16 protein-coding genes and 1 tRNA gene are annotated in these 18,453 nt (G+C 65.0%); 9 read left to right on the top strand and 8 right to left on the bottom strand.

Features of this window, described 5'->3' with window-relative positions:
- Window positions 1-705, bottom strand: coding sequence for a TetR/AcrR family transcriptional regulator (locus tag A3K89_RS00480; protein ID WP_254303356.1), 705 nt, complete (start codon window positions 703-705; stop codon window positions 1-3).
- A 64-nt stretch (window positions 706-769) separates the two neighbouring features.
- Between A3K89_RS00480 and A3K89_RS00475 the strand changes: the two genes are divergently transcribed.
- The gene (locus tag A3K89_RS00475; RefSeq protein ID WP_068420509.1) at window positions 770-1,381 is read left to right on the top strand and encodes a TetR/AcrR family transcriptional regulator; all 612 of its coding nucleotides are present in this window, start codon (window positions 770-772) and stop codon (window positions 1,379-1,381) included.
- Window positions 1,382-1,385: 4 nt separating this feature from the next.
- Here the strand turns inward: A3K89_RS00475 and A3K89_RS00470 are convergent, their stop codons facing one another.
- The 4 genes from A3K89_RS00470 to A3K89_RS00455 are packed head-to-tail and all read right to left on the bottom strand — an operon-like array spanning window position 1,386 to window position 6,058.
- Complete coding sequence (locus tag A3K89_RS00470; RefSeq protein ID WP_068420508.1) at window positions 1,386-2,426, bottom strand: acyl-CoA dehydrogenase family protein; 1,041 nt, start codon at window positions 2,424-2,426, stop codon at window positions 1,386-1,388.
- Between the two features lie 11 nt (window positions 2,427-2,437).
- Complete coding sequence (locus A3K89_RS00465; RefSeq protein ID WP_068420507.1) at window positions 2,438-3,649, bottom strand: acyl-CoA dehydrogenase family protein; 1,212 nt, start codon at window positions 3,647-3,649, stop codon at window positions 2,438-2,440.
- The gene (locus A3K89_RS00460) at window positions 3,646-4,410 is read right to left on the bottom strand and encodes an enoyl-CoA hydratase-related protein (RefSeq protein ID WP_068420505.1); all 765 of its coding nucleotides are present in this window, start codon (window positions 4,408-4,410) and stop codon (window positions 3,646-3,648) included. Before A3K89_RS00460 ends, A3K89_RS00465 begins: the two co-directional genes overlap by 4 nt.
- Window positions 4,411-4,420: 10 nt before the next feature.
- Window positions 4,421-6,058 (bottom strand): AMP-binding protein, encoded by a 1,638-nt coding sequence (locus tag A3K89_RS00455; protein WP_068420503.1) that lies wholly within the window; start codon window positions 6,056-6,058, stop codon window positions 4,421-4,423.
- A 142-nt stretch (window positions 6,059-6,200) separates the two neighbouring features.
- Between A3K89_RS00455 and A3K89_RS00450 the strand changes: the two genes are divergently transcribed.
- Together A3K89_RS00450 and A3K89_RS00445 are read left to right on the top strand one after the other, a co-directional pair.
- A complete protein-coding gene (locus A3K89_RS00450) occupies window positions 6,201-6,947 on the top strand; it encodes a FadR/GntR family transcriptional regulator (RefSeq protein WP_068420922.1) in 747 nt (248 codons plus the stop codon).
- Window positions 6,948-7,139: 192 nt separating this feature from the next.
- The gene (locus A3K89_RS00445; RefSeq protein ID WP_068420501.1) at window positions 7,140-8,450 is read left to right on the top strand and encodes an MFS transporter; all 1,311 of its coding nucleotides are present in this window, start codon (window positions 7,140-7,142) and stop codon (window positions 8,448-8,450) included.
- 93 nt (window positions 8,451-8,543) lie between these two features.
- Here A3K89_RS00445 and A3K89_RS00440 read toward each other — a convergent pair.
- From A3K89_RS00440 to A3K89_RS00430, 3 genes are all read right to left on the bottom strand, one after another.
- Window positions 8,544-8,615, bottom strand: a tRNA-Val gene (locus A3K89_RS00440).
- A 75-nt stretch (window positions 8,616-8,690) separates the two neighbouring features.
- Window positions 8,691-9,149 carry a peroxiredoxin gene (locus A3K89_RS00435; protein WP_068420500.1) on the bottom strand — a complete coding sequence of 153 codons (459 nt, stop codon included), beginning with the start codon at window positions 9,147-9,149 and terminating at the stop codon, window positions 8,691-8,693.
- 26 nt (window positions 9,150-9,175) lie between these two features.
- The gene (locus tag A3K89_RS00430) at window positions 9,176-9,598 is read right to left on the bottom strand and encodes a DUF3052 domain-containing protein (protein WP_068420499.1); all 423 of its coding nucleotides are present in this window, start codon (window positions 9,596-9,598) and stop codon (window positions 9,176-9,178) included.
- A gap of 258 nt (window positions 9,599-9,856) precedes the next feature.
- Between A3K89_RS00430 and aceE the strand changes: the two genes are divergently transcribed.
- From aceE to A3K89_RS00400, 6 genes are all read left to right on the top strand, one after another.
- Window positions 9,857-12,688, top strand: a complete 2,832-nt coding sequence (gene aceE / locus A3K89_RS00425; protein WP_068420497.1) for a pyruvate dehydrogenase (acetyl-transferring), homodimeric type — start codon at window positions 9,857-9,859, stop codon at window positions 12,686-12,688.
- Between the two features lie 75 nt (window positions 12,689-12,763).
- Window positions 12,764-14,128, top strand: coding sequence for a PucR family transcriptional regulator (locus tag A3K89_RS00420; protein ID WP_068420496.1), 1,365 nt, complete (start codon window positions 12,764-12,766; stop codon window positions 14,126-14,128).
- Between the two features lie 128 nt (window positions 14,129-14,256).
- Window positions 14,257-15,165 carry an ACP S-malonyltransferase gene (locus A3K89_RS00415; protein WP_068420493.1) on the top strand — a complete coding sequence of 303 codons (909 nt, stop codon included), beginning with the start codon at window positions 14,257-14,259 and terminating at the stop codon, window positions 15,163-15,165.
- Window positions 15,166-15,318: 153 nt separating this feature from the next.
- The gene (gene acpM / locus A3K89_RS00410) at window positions 15,319-15,618 is read left to right on the top strand and encodes a meromycolate extension acyl carrier protein AcpM (protein WP_068420919.1); all 300 of its coding nucleotides are present in this window, start codon (window positions 15,319-15,321) and stop codon (window positions 15,616-15,618) included.
- Between the two features lie 8 nt (window positions 15,619-15,626).
- Window positions 15,627-16,877, top strand: a complete 1,251-nt coding sequence (locus A3K89_RS00405) for a KasA/KasB family beta-ketoacyl-ACP synthase (protein ID WP_068420921.1) — start codon at window positions 15,627-15,629, stop codon at window positions 16,875-16,877.
- Between the two features lie 121 nt (window positions 16,878-16,998).
- The gene (locus A3K89_RS00400; RefSeq protein ID WP_068420917.1) at window positions 16,999-18,432 is read left to right on the top strand and encodes an acyl-CoA carboxylase subunit beta; all 1,434 of its coding nucleotides are present in this window, start codon (window positions 16,999-17,001) and stop codon (window positions 18,430-18,432) included.
- Window positions 18,433-18,453: the final 21 nt, after the last annotated feature.

Genomic DNA, 18,453 nt, shown 5'->3' with positions numbered 1-18,453 from the left:
TCAGTCGGTGACTACGATGCGTTCCCCGACGTCGACGACCGCGCGGCTCAACGTCTTCGACGCGTGGCGCGACAACGGGCCCTCGTCCATGCGCAGCGCGTGAATGGTCATCAGGAGTTCGATCAGCGTGCGTATCGCCAGCGTGTGGGAGGCGTGTGCGACCGCGGCTCCCCGTTTCGTCGACGGGACCGCCGCGGGTAACAGGTAGTCGAAGGCTCGCTGCACGTGTATGCCCTCGAAGTCGCGTCGCAGCGTCGCCGTCTCGGCCGTCGCACCGGGTAGGTGGTAGTGCATGAGCCGAGATTCGTCGGGATGCGCTTCGACCCAGTGCCACACCGCGAGCGTGACTGCCTCCAACGAGGGAACGTCCTCGGGGTCTTCTTCGGACCGGACCTGATCGACGACCTCGTTGACCATGTCCATCACCCGTCGCATGGCGAGTTCGAACAGTTCGTCCTTACCGCTGAAGTGGTAGTAGACGGCGGACGGCACGACGTCGGCTTCGGCAGCGACGTCCTGAATGCTCGCCTCGGGGAAACTCTTCGCCGCGAAGACTCGGATCGCCGCATCGACGATGTCCTGCCGACGTGACGGCCGATGAGCCGACGGTTTCCCGTCCGCCGACCCGTTGCCGGCTCCGTTGCCCGATTCTTCCGTCACGCTCTTCGGTTTCGACTTCTTGATCTTCTGCGCGCTCACAGTCACAGCTTCCCCCACCCTTCGGTCGCCGAGCCTCTAGTCTTGCATGACCGAAATTCGAGGAGGGCGAATGTCGACAACACAGAGAAGACCAGCACACCGGCCGTCACGGCGCGGCGTCATCGTCGAGACCGCATTCGATCTGTTCGCGACCGGGGCTGTCACCGACGTGACGGTCGCCGACATCGCGAGCGCAGCAGGAATGACGTCGGCCGCTATCTACTACCACTACCCGTCTCGCGAAGAGATTCTCCTGGAGGGACTGCGTGAGTTCTCGGCGGCGTACATCGGCGAAGTCGGTCGCATCACCGCCGAGGAGAGCATTCCCCACGGTTCACTGGACACCCTGGTCCCGTCGCTGGGGCGCTGGTTGGAGGACAACCGAACCCGGGCAGTCGTGTATTTCGTGAGTGCGCGCGGGTCGAGCCTGCTCGTCGAGGCGCTTCGTCGAGAGAACACCGTCGCACTGATTCCGATCCTGTCGAGCGCTGCCCGCAAGATTCGCGGCAAGCTGTCGGCCGCCGAAGCCGGAGTGATCGCGGTCGCGCTGATCGCGCAGATCGAGGTGTTCGCGTCGTCGATGTTGTCGAAGGACTCGGTGTTCGAGACCCTCGGCCGGAAGAGATTCGTCGACACCGCCGCTCGGCTGTCCGAGCGGATCGCGGGCTCGACTGCGGGCTAGGTGTCTACAAGCCGGAAGCCACCACCTCGAGATGTGACTCGACGGTCCCGAACAGCAGTTCGTTCGTCTTCGCGCGCCGGAAATAGGTGTGCAGCGGATGCTCCCAGGTGAAGCCGATCCCGCCGTGGATCTGAATCGACTCCTCGGCCGCGAACACCGACGCCGTCGTTGCCAGGACCCGCGCCGTCGAGACGGCGGTGACGAACGCTGCGGTGTCTCGATCCGTGGCGGCGTCGGCAGCGTCCAGGACTGCGGCTTCCGCCAGTTCGATCGCGATCGACATGTCGGACAAACGATGTTTGATCGACTGGAACGACCCGATCGGACGGCCGAACTGCTGACGCGTCTTCGCGTAGTCGACGGACATGTCGAGACAGGCGCGCGCCGCTCCCACCTGTTCCGACGCGACAGCCGCCAGCGCGAGTGCCTGCGCTCGCTCGAGACCGGACCGCAGATCGCTCCCTCCGACCCGAGACGCCTCCACGTCCGCGAACTCCACGCGCGTCAGCGCGCGTGTGAAGTCCAACGCCTCCATGGGCGTTCGCGTCACTCCCGGTGCAGTCCCGTCGACCACGGCCAGCTCGGGACCAGCCTGTCCGTTCGCGACGACGACCAGAAGGTCTGCCTCCGCGCCGTCGACGACGAAGTCCTGACGTCCGTTCAGTGTCAACTGTCGCCCGTTCGCGTGCGCGTCGATGTTCGACACCGAGAACGGATAGCCGGTGACAAGCGCTGCGGTGGTCGATCCCGCCGCGATCGCCGGGACATACTCCGCACAGGCATCGTCGGTAGCGCATTCGAGCAACGTCGACCCGGCAAGCACGATCGACGACAGGTACGGCGCCACCGTCATTGCCCGGCCTAGTTCGGCGGTCACGACGGACAGATCCTTCGCGCCGTATCCCGCACCACCCATGCTCTCCGGGAAAGGAATTTCGGTCATGCCGAGATTCACCAGCGAAGCCCATGCGTCTCCTGGGCGCGCGAGCACCCCGCGCAGGCTGTCGCGAATTTCGTTCTGTTCGACGGTCATGTCGAGTGTCATGATGCGAGCCCCTACCGTGGTTCCCTGGGCAGTCCGAGCCCACGTTCGCCGATGATGTTGCGTTGAATTTCGTCGGATCCTCCGGCGATGCGATAGCCGGGTGCGCCGAGAAGATGCTCGGTCCACGCGAACGTGTCCGCTTCTCCGTTGTCCGCGAGGACTTTCGGTCCGAGGAAGCTCGCGGCCGCGTCGCCGATGCGTTTGAGGTTCTGTGTCCAGACCAGCTTGCCGATCGATCCTTCGACACCGGGGACATGACCCGCCAGTTCACGTTCGGCGTAGCGCGCGACCATCAGCGCCGACGCGCGTTCGTACACCGCGACATTCGCCAACTTCTGCCGAACCAGCGGGTCGCCGTCGATGCCAAGACGTCGCGCCAAGCGGAGCAGATCGGTTCCACTCCCACCGGCGCTGACGATTCCCGCACTCGAATTTCGTTCGAAGCCGAGCGTCGTCAGCGCAACGTTCCATCCCTGGCCGACGTCGCCCAGCCTCATGGAATCGGGCAGCTCGACACCGGTGAAGAACACCTCGTTGAACGTCGAGCCACCGGACATCTGCCGGATGGGTCGTACCTCGACTCCCGGCGCGTCCATCGGAACCAGGAATGCCGTCATACCACGGTGTTTCGCGACCGACGTGTCGCTGCGGGCAATCAACAGCCCCCACTCCGAGAACTGCGCCCCGGAACTCCATACCTTCTGGCCGTCGATGATCCAGCTGTCACCGGTGCGCACTGCCTTCGTCGACAAGCCGGCGAGATCCGACCCCGCTCCCGGTTCGGAGAACAACTGACAACACAGCTCGTCGGCACGGAGGAACGGCGTCACGAACCGTCGACGCTGATCCTCGGTACCGAGGAGGTGAACGGTGGGAGCCACCAGTTCGACTGTCACCAGGACGGTTTCGTGTCGCTCCGGCGCACGGAACTCACGCTCGCGGGACACGTAGATGCGTTCGTGGCTCGCCGAGAGACCAGGACCGCCCCATTCGGGAGACCACGTGATCGCGCCGAACCCGGCGTCGACGCGCGTCGACTGCCACGTCTTGGCCGCCTCGATGAGCGCGCGTTCCTCGGATTCGCTGTGGTTGTGGAAGATTGCGTAGGAGGGCTTTTCGGCGGTTTCGCTCGTTCTACGTTCGAGATGTTCGGAGAGCCACGCCGTGCACGTGGCGTCGAACTCGCCCAGTCCGATGTCGGTGTTCTCGATCGTCGACGTCATGTCCGCGCCTTTCCTGCCATCTGCGCCATTCTCGTTTCGACTGCAGTCTTCGAATCGGGGTGTTCCGATAGACGAACGGTGAACGTCTGTTCCAGTTCGTATCCGCGCTTGAGATCGAGCGGCTCGCAGCCGTTCAACGATTGCTTGGCCAGCGTGATCGCGTAGCGGCTCTTGGCGGCGATGGTTCGAGCACGCTGCATCGCGAGCTCGAAATACTCGTCGTGCGACGCGACCTCGATCGGAGCGCCCCATCGTTGCAGCGTCTCGGCATCGACGGACTCGGCAGTGAAGAACATGCGACGCATCGCTTGCTGCGGAAGCATTCTCGCCGTGAATCGGCCACCGCCCAACACGCCGACATTCATCTCCGGGAGTCCGAATGTCGCCTTCTCGGATGCGACGACAACGTCGCACGCTGCCGTCAGTCCGAACCCGCTACCCAACGCCGGTCCGTTGATCGCGCCGACGACGGGGATCGCGCAATCGATCATGTTGAAGAGCGCACGCCGCACCCGGCGCATCTGCACTTCACCACTCGTCGCGTCCATCACACGGAACTCGTTCAGATCGTTTCCCGCACAGAAGATTCGGCCGCGCCCGGTCAAGACGGCTACCTTCACTTCGGCGTCGTCCGACAGCGTGTCGAACACGTCTGCGATGGCGTCGTACATCGCGGAGTCGAGAGCGTTGACCTTTCCGTGCGCGAGTTCGACGACCGCGATACCCGGTTCGGGAACGGTGACGACTACTCCTTCTGCCACTTTCGACACCTCACTTCTCGTAACTCGCCGAGATGGTCACCCCGGCCATTTGTTTCGGAACGACGGATCTGTCGCGGGTCCAGTCGCGCAGCGCGAACTTCTGAATCTTGCCGCTGGCGGTCTTGGGCAGAGCGTCGACGACGAACACGCTTTCCGGAATCTTCTGCACCGCGACGTCACGACCGGAGAGGAATTCGTACACCTCCGTCAAGCTCAGATCGCGAGCATCGCGCGTCACGACGAACGCGCATCCTCGCTCGCCCGTCGTGGCATCGGGGCCTGCGACGACGGCGACCTCCACGACGGCAGGGTGCTCGCTCAGCAGGTTCTCGACGTCGTGCGTGCTGATCTTCTCACCGGACCGATTGATGATGTCCTTGATGCGTCCGACGATGTGCAGTCCACCGAACTCGTCGACTGTGGCGAGGTCGCCCGTGCGGAAGAAGCCGTCGGGCGTGAACGCCGCGTCGTTGAGCGACGAATCCAGATACCCGAGGAACGTGTCCGGTCCACGCCACAGCGCCTCCCCGACGACACCCGGCGACGCGACGCCACCGTTGCCGTCGGAGACGATCACCTCGGTCGGCGCCATGGGCCTACCGTCCGTTCTCGTACGAAGCTCGACGGTGTCCCACCGATCCGTGCATGTCACCGACGGCCCTTCGGTCGCACCGAACATGCGCACGACCGTTCCGAGACGCTCGGTCGCTGCCGCGGTCAGCGAATCGGGGATGTCCGCACCACCGCAGATGATGTAGCGGATCGACGGTGTCGCCTGCTCGGAGGCGTCCGCGGCGTCGAGCAGTCCACGCAGGAACGGTGTCGAGAAGATCATGAAGCTGGCGCCCTCTCGGACGATCCGTTCCAATGCGACCGTCGGCTCCCACAGATCCTGCAGAACGACGGGCGCTCCCAACAGAAACGGAAGTGTCAGAGCACAATTGACGCCGGTCACGTGCGTCACCGGGGACGGGTTGAAGATCACGTCTCGCTCGTTGAGGCCGAACCAGTCGATCATCGACCGATTCTCGAAGACGACCGTGTTGTGGCTGTGCAGCGCACCTTTTGGGTCGGCGGTCGTGCCCGAGGTGTAGAGCAGCAGGCAGACGCCGTCCGGGTCGGGTTCCGAAAGGCCCTCCAGTGCATCCGGTCTCGCCTCGTTCAGCAGGTCGGACCAGGACGTGTCGCCGACGACGATGACATCGAGTCCGGGGACGCCGAGCGCGTCGTACATCGCCGCGTAGTCGAAGCCGCGGTACGACCCGAGTACGAACACCATGGCACTGCGCGCCTGACCGATGATGAACCCCACTTCGCGACCGCGATAGATCGGCACGATGGGGTTCGCGATCGCGCCCAGCTTCATGATGGCCTGGAACACGATGACTGCTTCCGCACAGTTCGGCAGCTGGAACGAGACGACGCTGTCCGTTCCGATTCCCCGGCCGTGCATGGCAGCAGCGAGACGGCAGGCCTCCCGGTCGATGTCGGCGAACGTGAACCGGCGATCGCCGTCGACGACGGCCACGGTATCCGGGAACTGCGACGCCGCCCGCGTCAGGAAATGACCGACCGGCTTGTCCTGCCAGTGACCACCGTCGCGAAACGACTGCGCGAGAGACGAATCCGGTAGCCGAGTCGGCAGCATGCGAACCTCCAGAAGAACCGCCCTGTGGTGGGATCGCCCTACAGTAACCAATCCCTGTCAAATATGTACAGGTTTTGGCCGTATTGCTTCGTTGGTAGCCGGTAAGGTGAATCAATTGCCGACACCACGTGAGGACTCGCAGATGACCACCGAAGACCATCGCCATCGAATGGGCCGCCCCCAGAAGATGTCCGAACGCGTGGCCAACGTGATCGCCGACGAGATTCTCGGCGGCGGTATCGTCGCCGGTCAACGCTTGCCCACCGAGAAGGAAATGGTGGCCGAATACGGGGTCGCGCGCACGACGGTGCGCGAAGCGCTCCGTCTGCTGGAAAGCCGCGATCTGGTCACCATCAAGGCCGGAATCGGCGGCGGCCCCGTCGCATGCAGGCCCAAGTTCGAGTCCCTCGGCAACACGATGAAGCTGTTTCTCCAACTCGAGGGTGCGAACATCAGCGACGTCATCGACGTCCGACTGACACTCGAACCGATCGTCGCTCGGCAGGCCACCTCCAGCATCACGGACGCACAACTCGACACGATGCAGGCCGCGCTCGACAGCATGCGTGAGGCGCCCGAGGACTACGAGAATTTCCAGGAGAAGAACGCGCTGTTCCAGACGTCGATCTACAAAGCCGCGGGTAACCCGGCGTTTCGCATCGTCATGGAAACGCTGTGGCTCCTCGTGCGCGACGCCGAACCCAACGAGCACCCCATCGCGACCCGTAAGGCCGCGACCGAGGCGCAGCAGGCCGTTCTCGACGCGATGCGCGAGCGCGACGCCGACGCCGCGGCGGCGGCGATGAGCGACTTCGTCCACGACACCGCGCGGTACTACCGAAAGCGCCTGTCCGCGATCATCTCTCAGCCGGTGCACTGGCAGCTCTGACGCACGGGCCGTGGTTGCTCACCACCGACTCCGGATGAACCCATCCGAATCCAAACATGTACACATTTGACAGGGTTTGGGGTTACAGTGTGACCGCGCACACCCGATTCGCCCGTAGCCGGCCGACGACACAGGACACCGGCGCCCGGTGAATGCGCGACCGATCTCCTTCACACAGAACCGGAGCCGTTCGTGGCAACCACACGCACCCTCGAGCAGACCCGACGCCGCGGTGTTCTCGCCGCCGCCGTCGGAACCATCGTCGAGTACTACGACCTGACCGTGTACGCCTACCTGGCGGTCGTGGTCAGCCCTCTGTTCTTCCCCGGCGACGATCCGACCGCGTCCCTGTTGGCCAGTCTCGCGGTGTTCGCGTCGGCGTATCTGATGCGACCGATCGGTGGCATCTTCTTCGGCAGGCTCGGAGATCGGCACGGCCGTAAGCGGGCACTGCTGTTCTCCGTCCTGCTGATGGGAGCGGGTAGTGCACTGATGGCGTTCCTGCCCACCTACGAGAACGCGGGAATTCTCGCACCCGTCCTGCTCGTCATTGCGCGTCTCGTGCAGGGCTTCTCGGCCGGCGGCGAACTCGGCGGTGCGCTGACCTACGTCTACGAGACGGTCGGCGAGAAGCGCAAGGGTCTCGGCGCGTCGTTCGTCGCGTTCGGCAGCAACAGCGGTTTCGCATTGGCCGCGATCGTGGTGGCGACGACGTCGGCGTTGACGTCCGATGCCCAGATGACGAGTTGGGGATGGCGCATCCCGTTCCTGCTCGGCGTCCCGCTCGTGCTGTTCTGCCTGTGGACCCGAACCCGCATCGAGGACTCCCCCGAATTCGAGAAGGTCGCCGCGAAGGATCAACTCGCGAAAGCGCCTCTCGGCGAACTGCTTCGCACACATCCGAAGCAGGTGCTGCAGGTGTTCGGTCTCGGCGTCGCACAGAACGCCACCGGCTACATGGTGCTCACCTACATCGGTATTCACCTCGTTCGCGAGGGTGGCTACAGCCAGACCGCGGTGACGTGGACGGCTGCGCTCGTCATCGTTCTGGTCGCGTTGTCGATGCCGGTCGCGGGACTGTTCGTCGACAGGTTCGGAAGCAAGAGGGTGTTGGTGGTCGGTCTCGTCGCGTCGGCTGTCATCGCCTACCCGGCGATGCTGATGATGGGCGAGCACGGATTGTTCGTCGCCGCCATCGCATTCGGCTTCTTCGCGTTCGGAACTCCGCTGATTCAGACGGCGACTGCCCCACTGTTCCCGTCGCTGTTCGATTCCCGCGTTCGCCTGACGGGTGTCGCCCTCGGGTTCAATCTCGCGACGATCGCGACGGGCGGCACGGCCGCGTACATCGCGACGTGGCTGATCGACCGCACGGGAAGCTCGGTCTCCCCCGCGTTCTTCGTCGTCGGGTCTTGCATCGTCGGCCTGATCACGCTTGCGACCGTTCGCCAGACGACGTACCTGGGTTCGCGCGCGGAGCGAAAGACACCGGCGGCGGTCTGACGCAACGGACTGCACAGAATCGGCCCGGTTCGACGGAATTCCGTCGAACCGGGCCGATTGTGTGCACTGAGTTGCGCCGAATGAGAAGAAGGGTGGGCGCAGAGGGGTTCGAACCCCCGACCGCTGGTGTGTAAAACCAGAGCTCTACCGCTGAGCTATACGCCCGAGTACCGGCGACCGAAGCCGCCGGAACGCATGGAAAAACTTAGCGCGTCCTGTCGCGATCTACAATTCCGCAGGTCAGACGCTGGCGAGCGCGTCGTCCCATACGGACTGATCGCGCGCTTCGCCGGGCTGCTTCATCTCGGAGAACCGGATGATGCCGTCCTTGTCGATGACGAAGGTGCCGCGATTGGCGAACCCGGCCTTGTCGTTGAACACGCCGTACGCCTGGGCTACTTCTCCGTGCGGCCAGAAATCGGACAGCAGAGGGAACGTGTACCCCTGCTCGGCCGCCCAGATCTTGTGCGTCGGTGGAGGTCCCACCGAAATGGCGAGAACGGCGGTGTCGTCGTTCTCGTACTTCGGCAGTTCGTCGCGCACCTTGCACAGTTCGCCCTGGCAGGTACCGGTGAACGCAAGCGGGTAGAACACCAGGAGCACGTTCTTGACGCCGCGATACGACGCCAGAGAAACTTCCTGGTTGTTCTGATCTTTCAGAGTGAAGTCAGGCGCCTGCGCGCCCACCTCGAGTGGCATCAGATCTGTTTCCTGTTCCGACGTGTCTAGCGCTTGCCTGCGCGCGACTTGGGCTGCACCAGGCGGCTTCCGATCCAATCGCCCAGGTTGGCCGCGGAGGTCTGAGTCAGACCCGCGGTCGGTGCCGACTCGGCGATCTCACTGGGTTCGACGTGTCCCGGCAGGCCGGTCTTGGGGCTGAGGACCCACACGAAACCGTCGTCCGACAGCGGACCGATCGCGTCCATGAGGGCGTCGACCAGGTCTCCGTCTCCATCGCGCCACCACAGCAGCACGACGTCGATCACCTCGTCCGAATCTTCGTCGAGGGTTTCACCACCGATGGCTTCCTCGACGTCGGCACGCAGATCGTCGTCTGTGTCCTCGTCCCAGCCCAGTTCCTGAACGACCAAGTCGCGGGTGATTCCAAGCTTCTGAGCGTAGTTCTGAGCGTCCGCCGCGGCGACCACGGTGGTGACCTCCTTGCATTGTGGGTGAAGTAGTGCAAGCGAACAGTGTTTTCGCCGCGTGCGCAAGCGGACCGCGCCGAAATTGCGTACATAAATTTCTACTCGCGGGTAGGGGGACTCCGTACCACCGCGGTGGAAGATGTGTAGGAGGATTGAGGTGGATCACCGGAAATGATGAACGTGTCTCGCCGTCACAGAGCGCGAGATACAGGGAACGGTCGCCGCACCGAGCGTCCGCCACACTGAGGAGTACACACGTTGTCCGAGTTGAACAAGGACGAACGGCAGACCACACATGCTGCCGGCAAGACCAGCGGGCCCACCGGCTCGGACGGCAGGGTTCGCGTCATCCGCGAGGGTGTCGCGTCGTACCTGCCCGATATCGACAGTTCGGAAACCGACGAGTGGATCGAGTCGTTCGACGGATTGCTCGAACGCTCCGGACCCGCCCGAGCCCGGTACCTGATGCTCCGGTTGCTCGAACGCGCCGGCGAGCGCCGCGTCGCGCTCCCGTCCTTGACGTCGACGGACTACGTCAACACCATCCCCACCGAGAACGAGCCGTGGTTCCCCGGTGACGAAGAAGTCGAGCGTCGCTACCGCGCCTGGATCCGCTGGAATGCCGCGATCATGGTGCACCGCGCCCAGCGTCCCGGCGTCGGCGTCGGCGGCCACATCTCCACCTACGCGTCGTCCGCCGCTCTCTACGAGGTCGGCTTCAACCACTTCTTCCGCGGCAAGGATCACCCGGGCGGCGGCGACCAGATCTTCATCCAGGGCCACGCCTCCCCCGGTATCTACGCGCGTGCGTTCCTCGAGGGCCGCATCCCCGCCGAGCGCATGGACGGGTTCCGGCAGGAGTACAGCCACAGCGATCAGGGAGGCGGTCTGCCGTCGTACCCGCACCCGCGCCTCATGCAGGACTTCTGGGAGTTCCCGACGGTGTCGATGGGCCTCGGCCCGATGAACGCCATCTATCAGGCTCGCTTCAACCACTACCTGCACGATCGCGGCATCAAGGACACCTCCGACCAGCACGTGTGGGCGTTCCTGGGCGACGGCGAGATGGACGAGCCGGAGTCGCGCGGCCTCGCGCACGTCGCGGCCACCGAAGGTCTCGACAACCTGACCTTCGTCGTCAACTGCAACCTGCAGCGCCTCGACGGCCCGGTCCGCGGAAACGGCAAGATCATCCAGGAGCTGGAGTCGTTCTTCCGCGGCGCCGGATGGAACGTCATCAAGGTCATCTGGGGACGCGAGTGGGACTCGCTGCTGCACGCCGACAAGGACGGCGCGCTGGTCAACCTCATGAACGTCACCCCCGACGGTGACTACCAGACCTACAAGGCCAACGACGGCGGCTACGTTCGCGACCACTTCTTCGGCCGCGACCCGCGGACGAAGGAGCTCGTCAAGGACCTGTCCGACGACGACATCTGGAACCTCAAGCGCGGTGGCCACGACTACCGCAAGGTCCACGCCGCCTACGCGGCCGCGATGGCCCACAAGGGACAGCCGACGGTCATCCTGGCCCACACCATCAAGGGCTACACGCTCGGCAAGAGCTTCGAGGGCCGCAACGCGACCCACCAGATGAAGAAGCTGACGCTGGACGACCTGAAGAAGTTCCGCGACCTGCAGCACATCCCGATCTCCGACGAGGAGCTCGAGAAGGATCCGTACCTGCCTCCGTACTACCACCCGGGCCCCGACGCGCCGGAGATCCAGTACATGCTCGAGCGGCGCAAGAACCTCGGCGGCTTCGTCCCCGAGCGTCGCACAAGCCCGAAGCCGCTGCCGCAGCCGAAGGACGACACCTACAAGACGTTGCTCAAGGGCTCCGGCAAGCAGGAAGTTGCCACCACCATGGCGCTCGTGCGTGTCATGAAGGAGCTGTTGCGCGACAAGGAGATCGGCCACCGCATCGTGCCGATCATCCCGGACGAGGCGCGCACGTTCGGGATGGACTCGTGGTTCCCGTCGCTGAAGATCTACAACCGCAACGGCCAGCTCTACACGTCCGTGGACTCCGAGCTCATGCTCGCCTACAAGGAGAACGCCACCGGCCAGATCCTGCACGAGGGCATCAACGAGGCCGGGTCGACGTCGTCGTTCACCGCCGTCGGTACGTCGTACGCGACGCACGGCGAGCCGATGATCCCGCTGTACATCTTCTACTCGATGTTCGGGTTCCAGCGCACCGGCGACGGCCTGTGGGCCGCGGCCGATCAGATGGCCCGCGGTTTCGTCCTCGGCGCGACGGCCGGCCGCACGACGCTCACCGGTGAGGGTCTGCAGCACGCCGACGGCCATTCGCTGCTTCTCGCCGCGACCAACCCGGCGGCAGTGGCCTACGACCCGGCGTTCTCGTACGAGATCGCGCACATCGTCAAGGACGGTCTGCGACGGATGTACGGCGGCACCGAAGGTACCGAGGGATTCGGTGGAGAGAACATCTTCTACTACATCACTCTCTACAACGAGCCGTACCAGCAGCCGGCTCAGCCCGAGGACCTCGACGTCGATGCTCTGCTGAAGGGCATCTACTTGTTCGAGAAGCCGCAGCAGGGCGACGGACCCGAGGCACAGATCCTGGCATCGGGTGTCGGCCTGGTCTCTGCACGCAAGGCCCGCCAACTCCTCGAGGACGAGTGGGGTGTGCGTTCCGGCGTCTGGTCGGTCACCTCGTGGAGCGAACTGCGTCGCGACGGCGTCGAGGCCGAGCAGGAAGCACTGCGCAACCCGGGTGCCGAGAAGCGGGTTCCGTTCGTCACGCAGGCTCTGTCCGCTGCGGCAGGACCCGTCGTCGCCGCGTCGGACTGGATGCGCGCCGTGCCGGACCAGATCCGTCAGTGGGTCCCGGGCGACTACGTCACCCTCGGCACCGACGGATTCGGATTCTCCGACACCCGTCCCGCAGCCCGTCGTGTGTTCAACGTCGACGCCGAATCCATCGTCGTGGCCGTGCTGACCGCGCTCGGTGAGTCCGGTGAGATCGACAAGTCGAAGGCGGTCGACGCTGCGGCCAAGTACCGCATCGACGACGTCCACGCTGCAGAGACGTCGTACGCCGACACCGGTTCCGCGTAGCCGCAACCGATATCCGACGCTCGCTCGCCCGTGTCCGTGTCACCGGACACCGGCGGGCGGGCGTAGGTTTTTCACATGGTCGACAGCAAGAAGCCCGCCGGAGCGCACGAACACACCAACGCCGGCGGCTACCCCGTCGAGTCCGACGGGATCGTCACCGAGAACGAGGTACACCTGCCGGTCAAGGCCTTGGCTCCGTCACGGCACAAGCGGGATCCCCTGCCCGACGCCCTCCTTCGGCGCGTCAAGCAGTTCTCGGGGCGTCTGTCCACCGAAGCAGTCACGACGATGCAGGACCAGCTCCCGTTCTTCGGGGGTCTCGACGCGGCCCAGCGGGCCAGCGTTCAGCTTCTGATCCAGACTGCCGTCGACAACTTCCTGGAGTGGCTGAAGAATCCGCAGAGCGACATCCGGTTCAGCCTCGACGCGTTCCAGGTGATTCCGCAGGATCTCGCGCGTCGCCTCACTCTGCGCCAGACGGTCGACATGGTTCGCGTCGCGATGGAGTTCTTCGAGCAGTGGCTCCCCGCGCTGGCGAGAAACGATCAGCAGCTGGTGGCGCTCACCGAGGCGGTACTGCGATACGGGCGAGAGCTGGGTTTCGCGGCCGCGTCCGTCTACGCGAGCGCCGCCGAATCTCGCGGCGCATGGGACACCCGGCTCGAAGCTCTCGTCGTCGACGCCGTCGTCCGCGGGGACACCGGTTCGGACATGCTGTCGCGTGCCGCGACGCTGAACTGGGACGCGACGGCACCTGCGACGGTCCTGGTCGGTACGCCGCCGGAGAACCAGGGTGTGTCCGTCGTCGGCACCGTGCACACCGTCGCACAGAAACACCATCGGGCCGCGTTGGCTGTCGTCCAGGGCACGCGGCTCGTCATGGTCGTCAGTGGCGAGCTGATCGACAGCCCGACGAGCAGCGCCTTTCTCGAGGACATGCTCGAGAACTTCTCCGACGGACCTGTCGTCATCGGCCCGACGACGCGGACCCTCGGTGCCGCGCATTCGAGCGCCGTCGAGGCGTTCGCGGGAATGCAGGCCGTCGCGGGATGGCGCGGGGCGCCGCGCCCGGTGCATGCCGGGGAGTTGCTACCCGAACGCGCACTCCTCGGCGACGGGGCCGCGATCGCCGCGTTGAACGAGCAGGTGGTGCATCCGCTCGCCGCCGCTGGATCGGGTCTGGCGGACACTCTCGACGCCTACCTCGACTGTGGAGGTGCAGTCGAGACTTGTGCACGGCAGCTGTTTGTTCATCCAAATACTGTCCGGTATCGCCTGAAACGTATAGCGGAAGTCACAGGCCGAGATCCCACACAATCACGTGACGCGTATGTATTACGTGTCGCCGCAACGGTCGGTCGTCTAGCCCAAATGCATCACGAACCGCAGTATCCCGCCCCACAGATCACACACGTAACATTCGGCGAAGTGGTGACGTAACGCCGAGGCAGGGTGTGGCGATGTCGCCGGACCACGTGCCGATTTGTTGGGTCCCTACAAATTGGATGCCGAAGGTTTGACGAGGGCGACATCGGCCAACGGGGCCGCCACAGTGTTCTCTAGACGATGTGATTGCGTTGCTTGCGCCCGGTCAGGGCTCTCAGACACCCGGCATGCTCCTGCCATGGCTCGAACTCCCCGGAGCTGCGGACCGGATTGCTCTCTGGTCCAAAGCGTCGGGACTCGATCTGGCTCGGCTCGGGACGACGGCAACCGCCGAGGAGATCACCGACACCTCGGTCACCCAGCCGCTCGTCGTCGCTGCTGCGCTCCTCGCGTTCGAAGAAGCCGACGGCCGCGGAATCGTTCCCGCCGACGCCATCGTTGCAGGTCACTCGGTCGGCGAGCTCGCTGCCGCCGCGGTGGCAGGCGTCATCACCTCCGACGAAGCCGTCGCTCTCGCTGCCGTCCGCGGCGCGGAGATGGCGAAGGCATGCGCCCTCGAGCCGACCGGAATGTCGGCGGTCCTTGGTGGTGACGAAGCAGCCGTGCTCGCTCGACTGGGCGAGCTCGGCCTCGAACCCGCCAACATCAATGCTGCAGGTCAAATCGTTGCAGCAGGGTTGCACACCGCCCTCGAAGAACTCGCTGCGAACCCGCCGGAGAAGGCTCGCGTGCGTTCCCTCCCGGTTGCAGGCGCATTCCACACTCGTTTCATGGCGCCGGCGCAGGACGCCGTCGCTGCTGCCGCGTCGGCGATCACTCCGTCCGAGCCCACACGGACGCTGCTGTCGAACTCCGACGGCAAGCCCGTGACGTCCGGCGCCGACGCGCTCGCCAAACTGGCCGCCCAGGTCACCAAGCCGGTCAGGTGGGATCTCTGCACGGCGACGCTGAAGGAGAACACAGTCTCCGCGGTCGCCGAGCTTCCCCCCGCAGGCACGCTCGTCGGCATCGCGAAGCGCGAGATGCGCGGAACGCCGAACCTCGGTCTGAAGACCCCCGAGGACATCGCCGCTCTGGCCGAACTGGCCTGATCGACACAGACCTCCCGCGGCGCGAACGCCGCGGGTACGGAAGAGGGCGTCATCTCGCGAGAGATGTGCGCCCGTCAACGAGAACTTCGGTGCGGCGATTCCCGTCGCACCGACATCGAAAAGATCGATACCGACAAGAAGGGAGCCACAACAGTGGCCAGCCAGGAAGACCTCATCGCCGGACTTGCAGAGATCATCGAGGAGGTCACGGGTATCGAGCCCTCCGAGGTGACCATCGAGAAGTCGTTCGTCGACGACCTCGACATCGACTCGCTGTCCATGGTCGAGATCGCAGTCCAGACCGAGGACAAGTACGGCGTCAAGATCCCCGACGAGGATCTCGCGAGCCTGCGTACCGTCGGCGACGCCGTTGCGTACATCCAGAAGCTCGAGGCGGAGAACCCGGAAGCCGCTGAGGCGATCAAGGCCAAGCTCGACGACTCGGGCGAGTGAGTCGAACCGTGACCAACCCATCCACCAACAACGGGCGCTTCCCGAATGTCGTCGTCACCAGCCTCGCTGCGACCACGTCCATCGCGGGCGATGTCGATGCCACGTGGAAGGGTCTGCTGAACGGCGAGAGCGGAATCACTGCGCTCGAGGACGACTTCGTGAAGGAGTTCGACCTTCCCGTTCGCATCGGCGGCCACCTCGCGGTGAACCCGTCGACCCTCCTCAGCCGGGTCGAGGCTCGGCGACTGAGCTACGTGGAGCAGCTGTCCACGGTGCTCGGTCGTGAGGTGTGGAAGAACGCGGGCAGCCCCGAGGTCGATCCACTTCGTCTCGGAGTGTCGATCGGAACCGGCCTCGGCGGCGGTGACTCGCTCATCGACGCCAACGACAAGATGAAGGCCGGTGGCTACCGCAAGGTGTCGCCTCTCGCAGTTCAGATGGTCATGCCCAACGGACCGGCAGCGGTCGTGGGACTGGAACTGAAAGCACAAGCCGGCGTCATCACGCCGGTGTCGGCGTGCTCCTCGGGCTCCGAGGGCATCGCTCACGCATGGCGAATGATCGTCATGGGTGACGCCGACATGGTCGTCACCGGTGGCGTCGAGGGATACATCGACGCCGTGCCGATCGCGAGCTTCTCGATGATGCGCGCGATGAGCACCAGGAACGACGACCCCAAGGGCGCGTCGCGGCCGTTCGACAAGGACCGTGACGGATTCGTGTTCGGCGAGGCAGGTGCGCTCATGGTCATCGAGACCGAGGAGCACGCCAAGGCGCGCGGAGCGACGATTCACGCTCGCCTGCTCGGTGCCGGAATCACCTCCGACGGGTTCCATCTCGTGGCTCCCGATCCGGAAGGCACGGGCGCTGCTCGTGCGATGACGAAGGCCATCGAGAACGCAGGCCTGCAGAAGTCCGACATCAAGCACGTGAACGCGCACGCCACGGCCACACCGATCGGTGACACGGCCGAGGCGCTCGCGATCAACAAGGCCGTCGGAAATCACGCAGCGGTGTACGCACCGAAGTCCGCACTCGGACACTCGATCGGTGCCGTCGGCGCCCTCGAATCGGTGCTGACGGTGATGGCAGTGCGCGAGGGAATCATCCCTCCCACACTGAATTTGGAGAATCAGGATCCCGAAATCGATCTCGACGTCGTCAAGGGCGAAGCCCGCAGGACGCAGATCGACTACGCGATCAACAACTCGTTCGGATTCGGTGGGCACAACGTCGCGCTCGCCTTCGGTCGAGCTTGATTCGGTAGGGCTTCACTGCTCGACCGAGCTTGCTCAGCAGGTACTCGAACCCGGGTGGGACCTTCGTTCGAAGGTCCCACCCGGGCACCGCCCCCCTCGGGGCATGCAGAAGGAGAACGTGATGACCATTCTGTCCCCCGTCACCAGGTCCGGCAGTTCCACCGATCCCCGTGATCCCGTCGCTCGCCTCGAGAAGCTCTTCGACGCCGGGACGATGGTCCCTCTCCACGACCGTGACAAGTCCGGTCTTCTCGCCGCTTCCGGCGACATCGACGGTGTGCACACCGTCGCCTACTGCTCCGACGCCACCGTCATGGGTGGCGCAATGGGTGTCGACGGGTGTGCCCACATCGTCGACGCCATCGACACCGCGATCGACCGCGGTGCACCGATCGTCGGAATCTGGCATTCCGGTGGTGCCCGCCTCGCCGAGGGCGTCGAAGCGCTCCACGCCGTCGGACTCGTGTTCGAGGCCATGGTCCGCGCATCCGGCCTCGTCCCCCAGATTTCCGTCGTCCTCGGTTTCGCAGCCGGTGGCGCCGCGTACGGTCCCGCGCTGACCGACGTCGTCATCATGGCTCCCGAGGGACGCGTGTTCGTCACCGGTCCCGACGTCGTCCGCAGCGTCACCGGCGAGCAGGTCGACATGGCGTCGCTCGGCGGACCGGAGACCCACTACAAGAAGTCAGGCGTCTGCCACATCGTCGCCGACGACGAGCTCGACGCGCTCACCCGCGCTCGGCGTCTCGTCTCGATGTTCAGTGAGCAGGGCACGTTCGACATCGCCGCCGCCGAGCACGGGGACACCGACCTGCGCGCTCTGCTGCCGGAGTCGAACCGACGCGCCTACGACGTCCACCCGATCATCGACGAGCTGCTCGACAACGTCGAAGGCGAATCGACGTTCGAAGAATTCCAGGGCGGCTGGGCCCGCAGCATCGTCACCGGTCTGGGTCGACTGTCCGGCCGCACCGTCGGCGTCATCGCGAACAACCCGATTCGTCTCGGCGGCTGCCTCAACTCCGAAAGTGCCGAGAAGTCGGCACGTTTCGTCCGGCTGTGCGACGCGTTCGGCATTCCGCTCGTGGTCGTCGTCGACGTTCCCGGCTACCTACCCGGTGTCAGCATGGAGTGGGAAGGCGTCGTGCGACGCGGAGCCAAGCTTCTGCACGCGTTCGCCGAAGCGAAGGTTCCGCGTGTGACGCTGGTGACCCGCAAGATCTACGGCGGCGCCTACATCGCGATGAACGCGCGCGCACTCGGCGCGACCGCGGTCTACGCGTGGCCCGGTTCCGAGGTCGCCGTCATGGGCGCCAAGGCCGCAGTCGGCATCCTGCACAAGAAGGCGCTGGCCGCCGCGCCCGAGTCCGAGCGCGAAGCCCTGCACGACCGCTTGACCGTCGAGCACGAGACCATCGCGGGAGGCGTCGACCGTGCCGTCTCCATCGGAGTCGTCGACGAGGTCATCGATCCGGCACGCACCCGTTCGATCATCGCGAAAGCGCTCGCGGCCGCTCCCGCTCTGCGCGGCGACCACAAGAACATCCCGCTGTAAGGACGTTCGAGTCAGGACTGT

Origin of the sequence: Rhodococcoides kyotonense, from assembly GCF_001645385.1 — a bacterium.
Taxonomy (GTDB): Bacteria; Actinomycetota; Actinomycetes; order Mycobacteriales; family Mycobacteriaceae; genus Rhodococcoides; species Rhodococcoides kyotonensis_B.
Note: the sequence above shows the minus strand (reverse complement) of the source record. Positions and strands in the feature narration are given on the sequence as shown.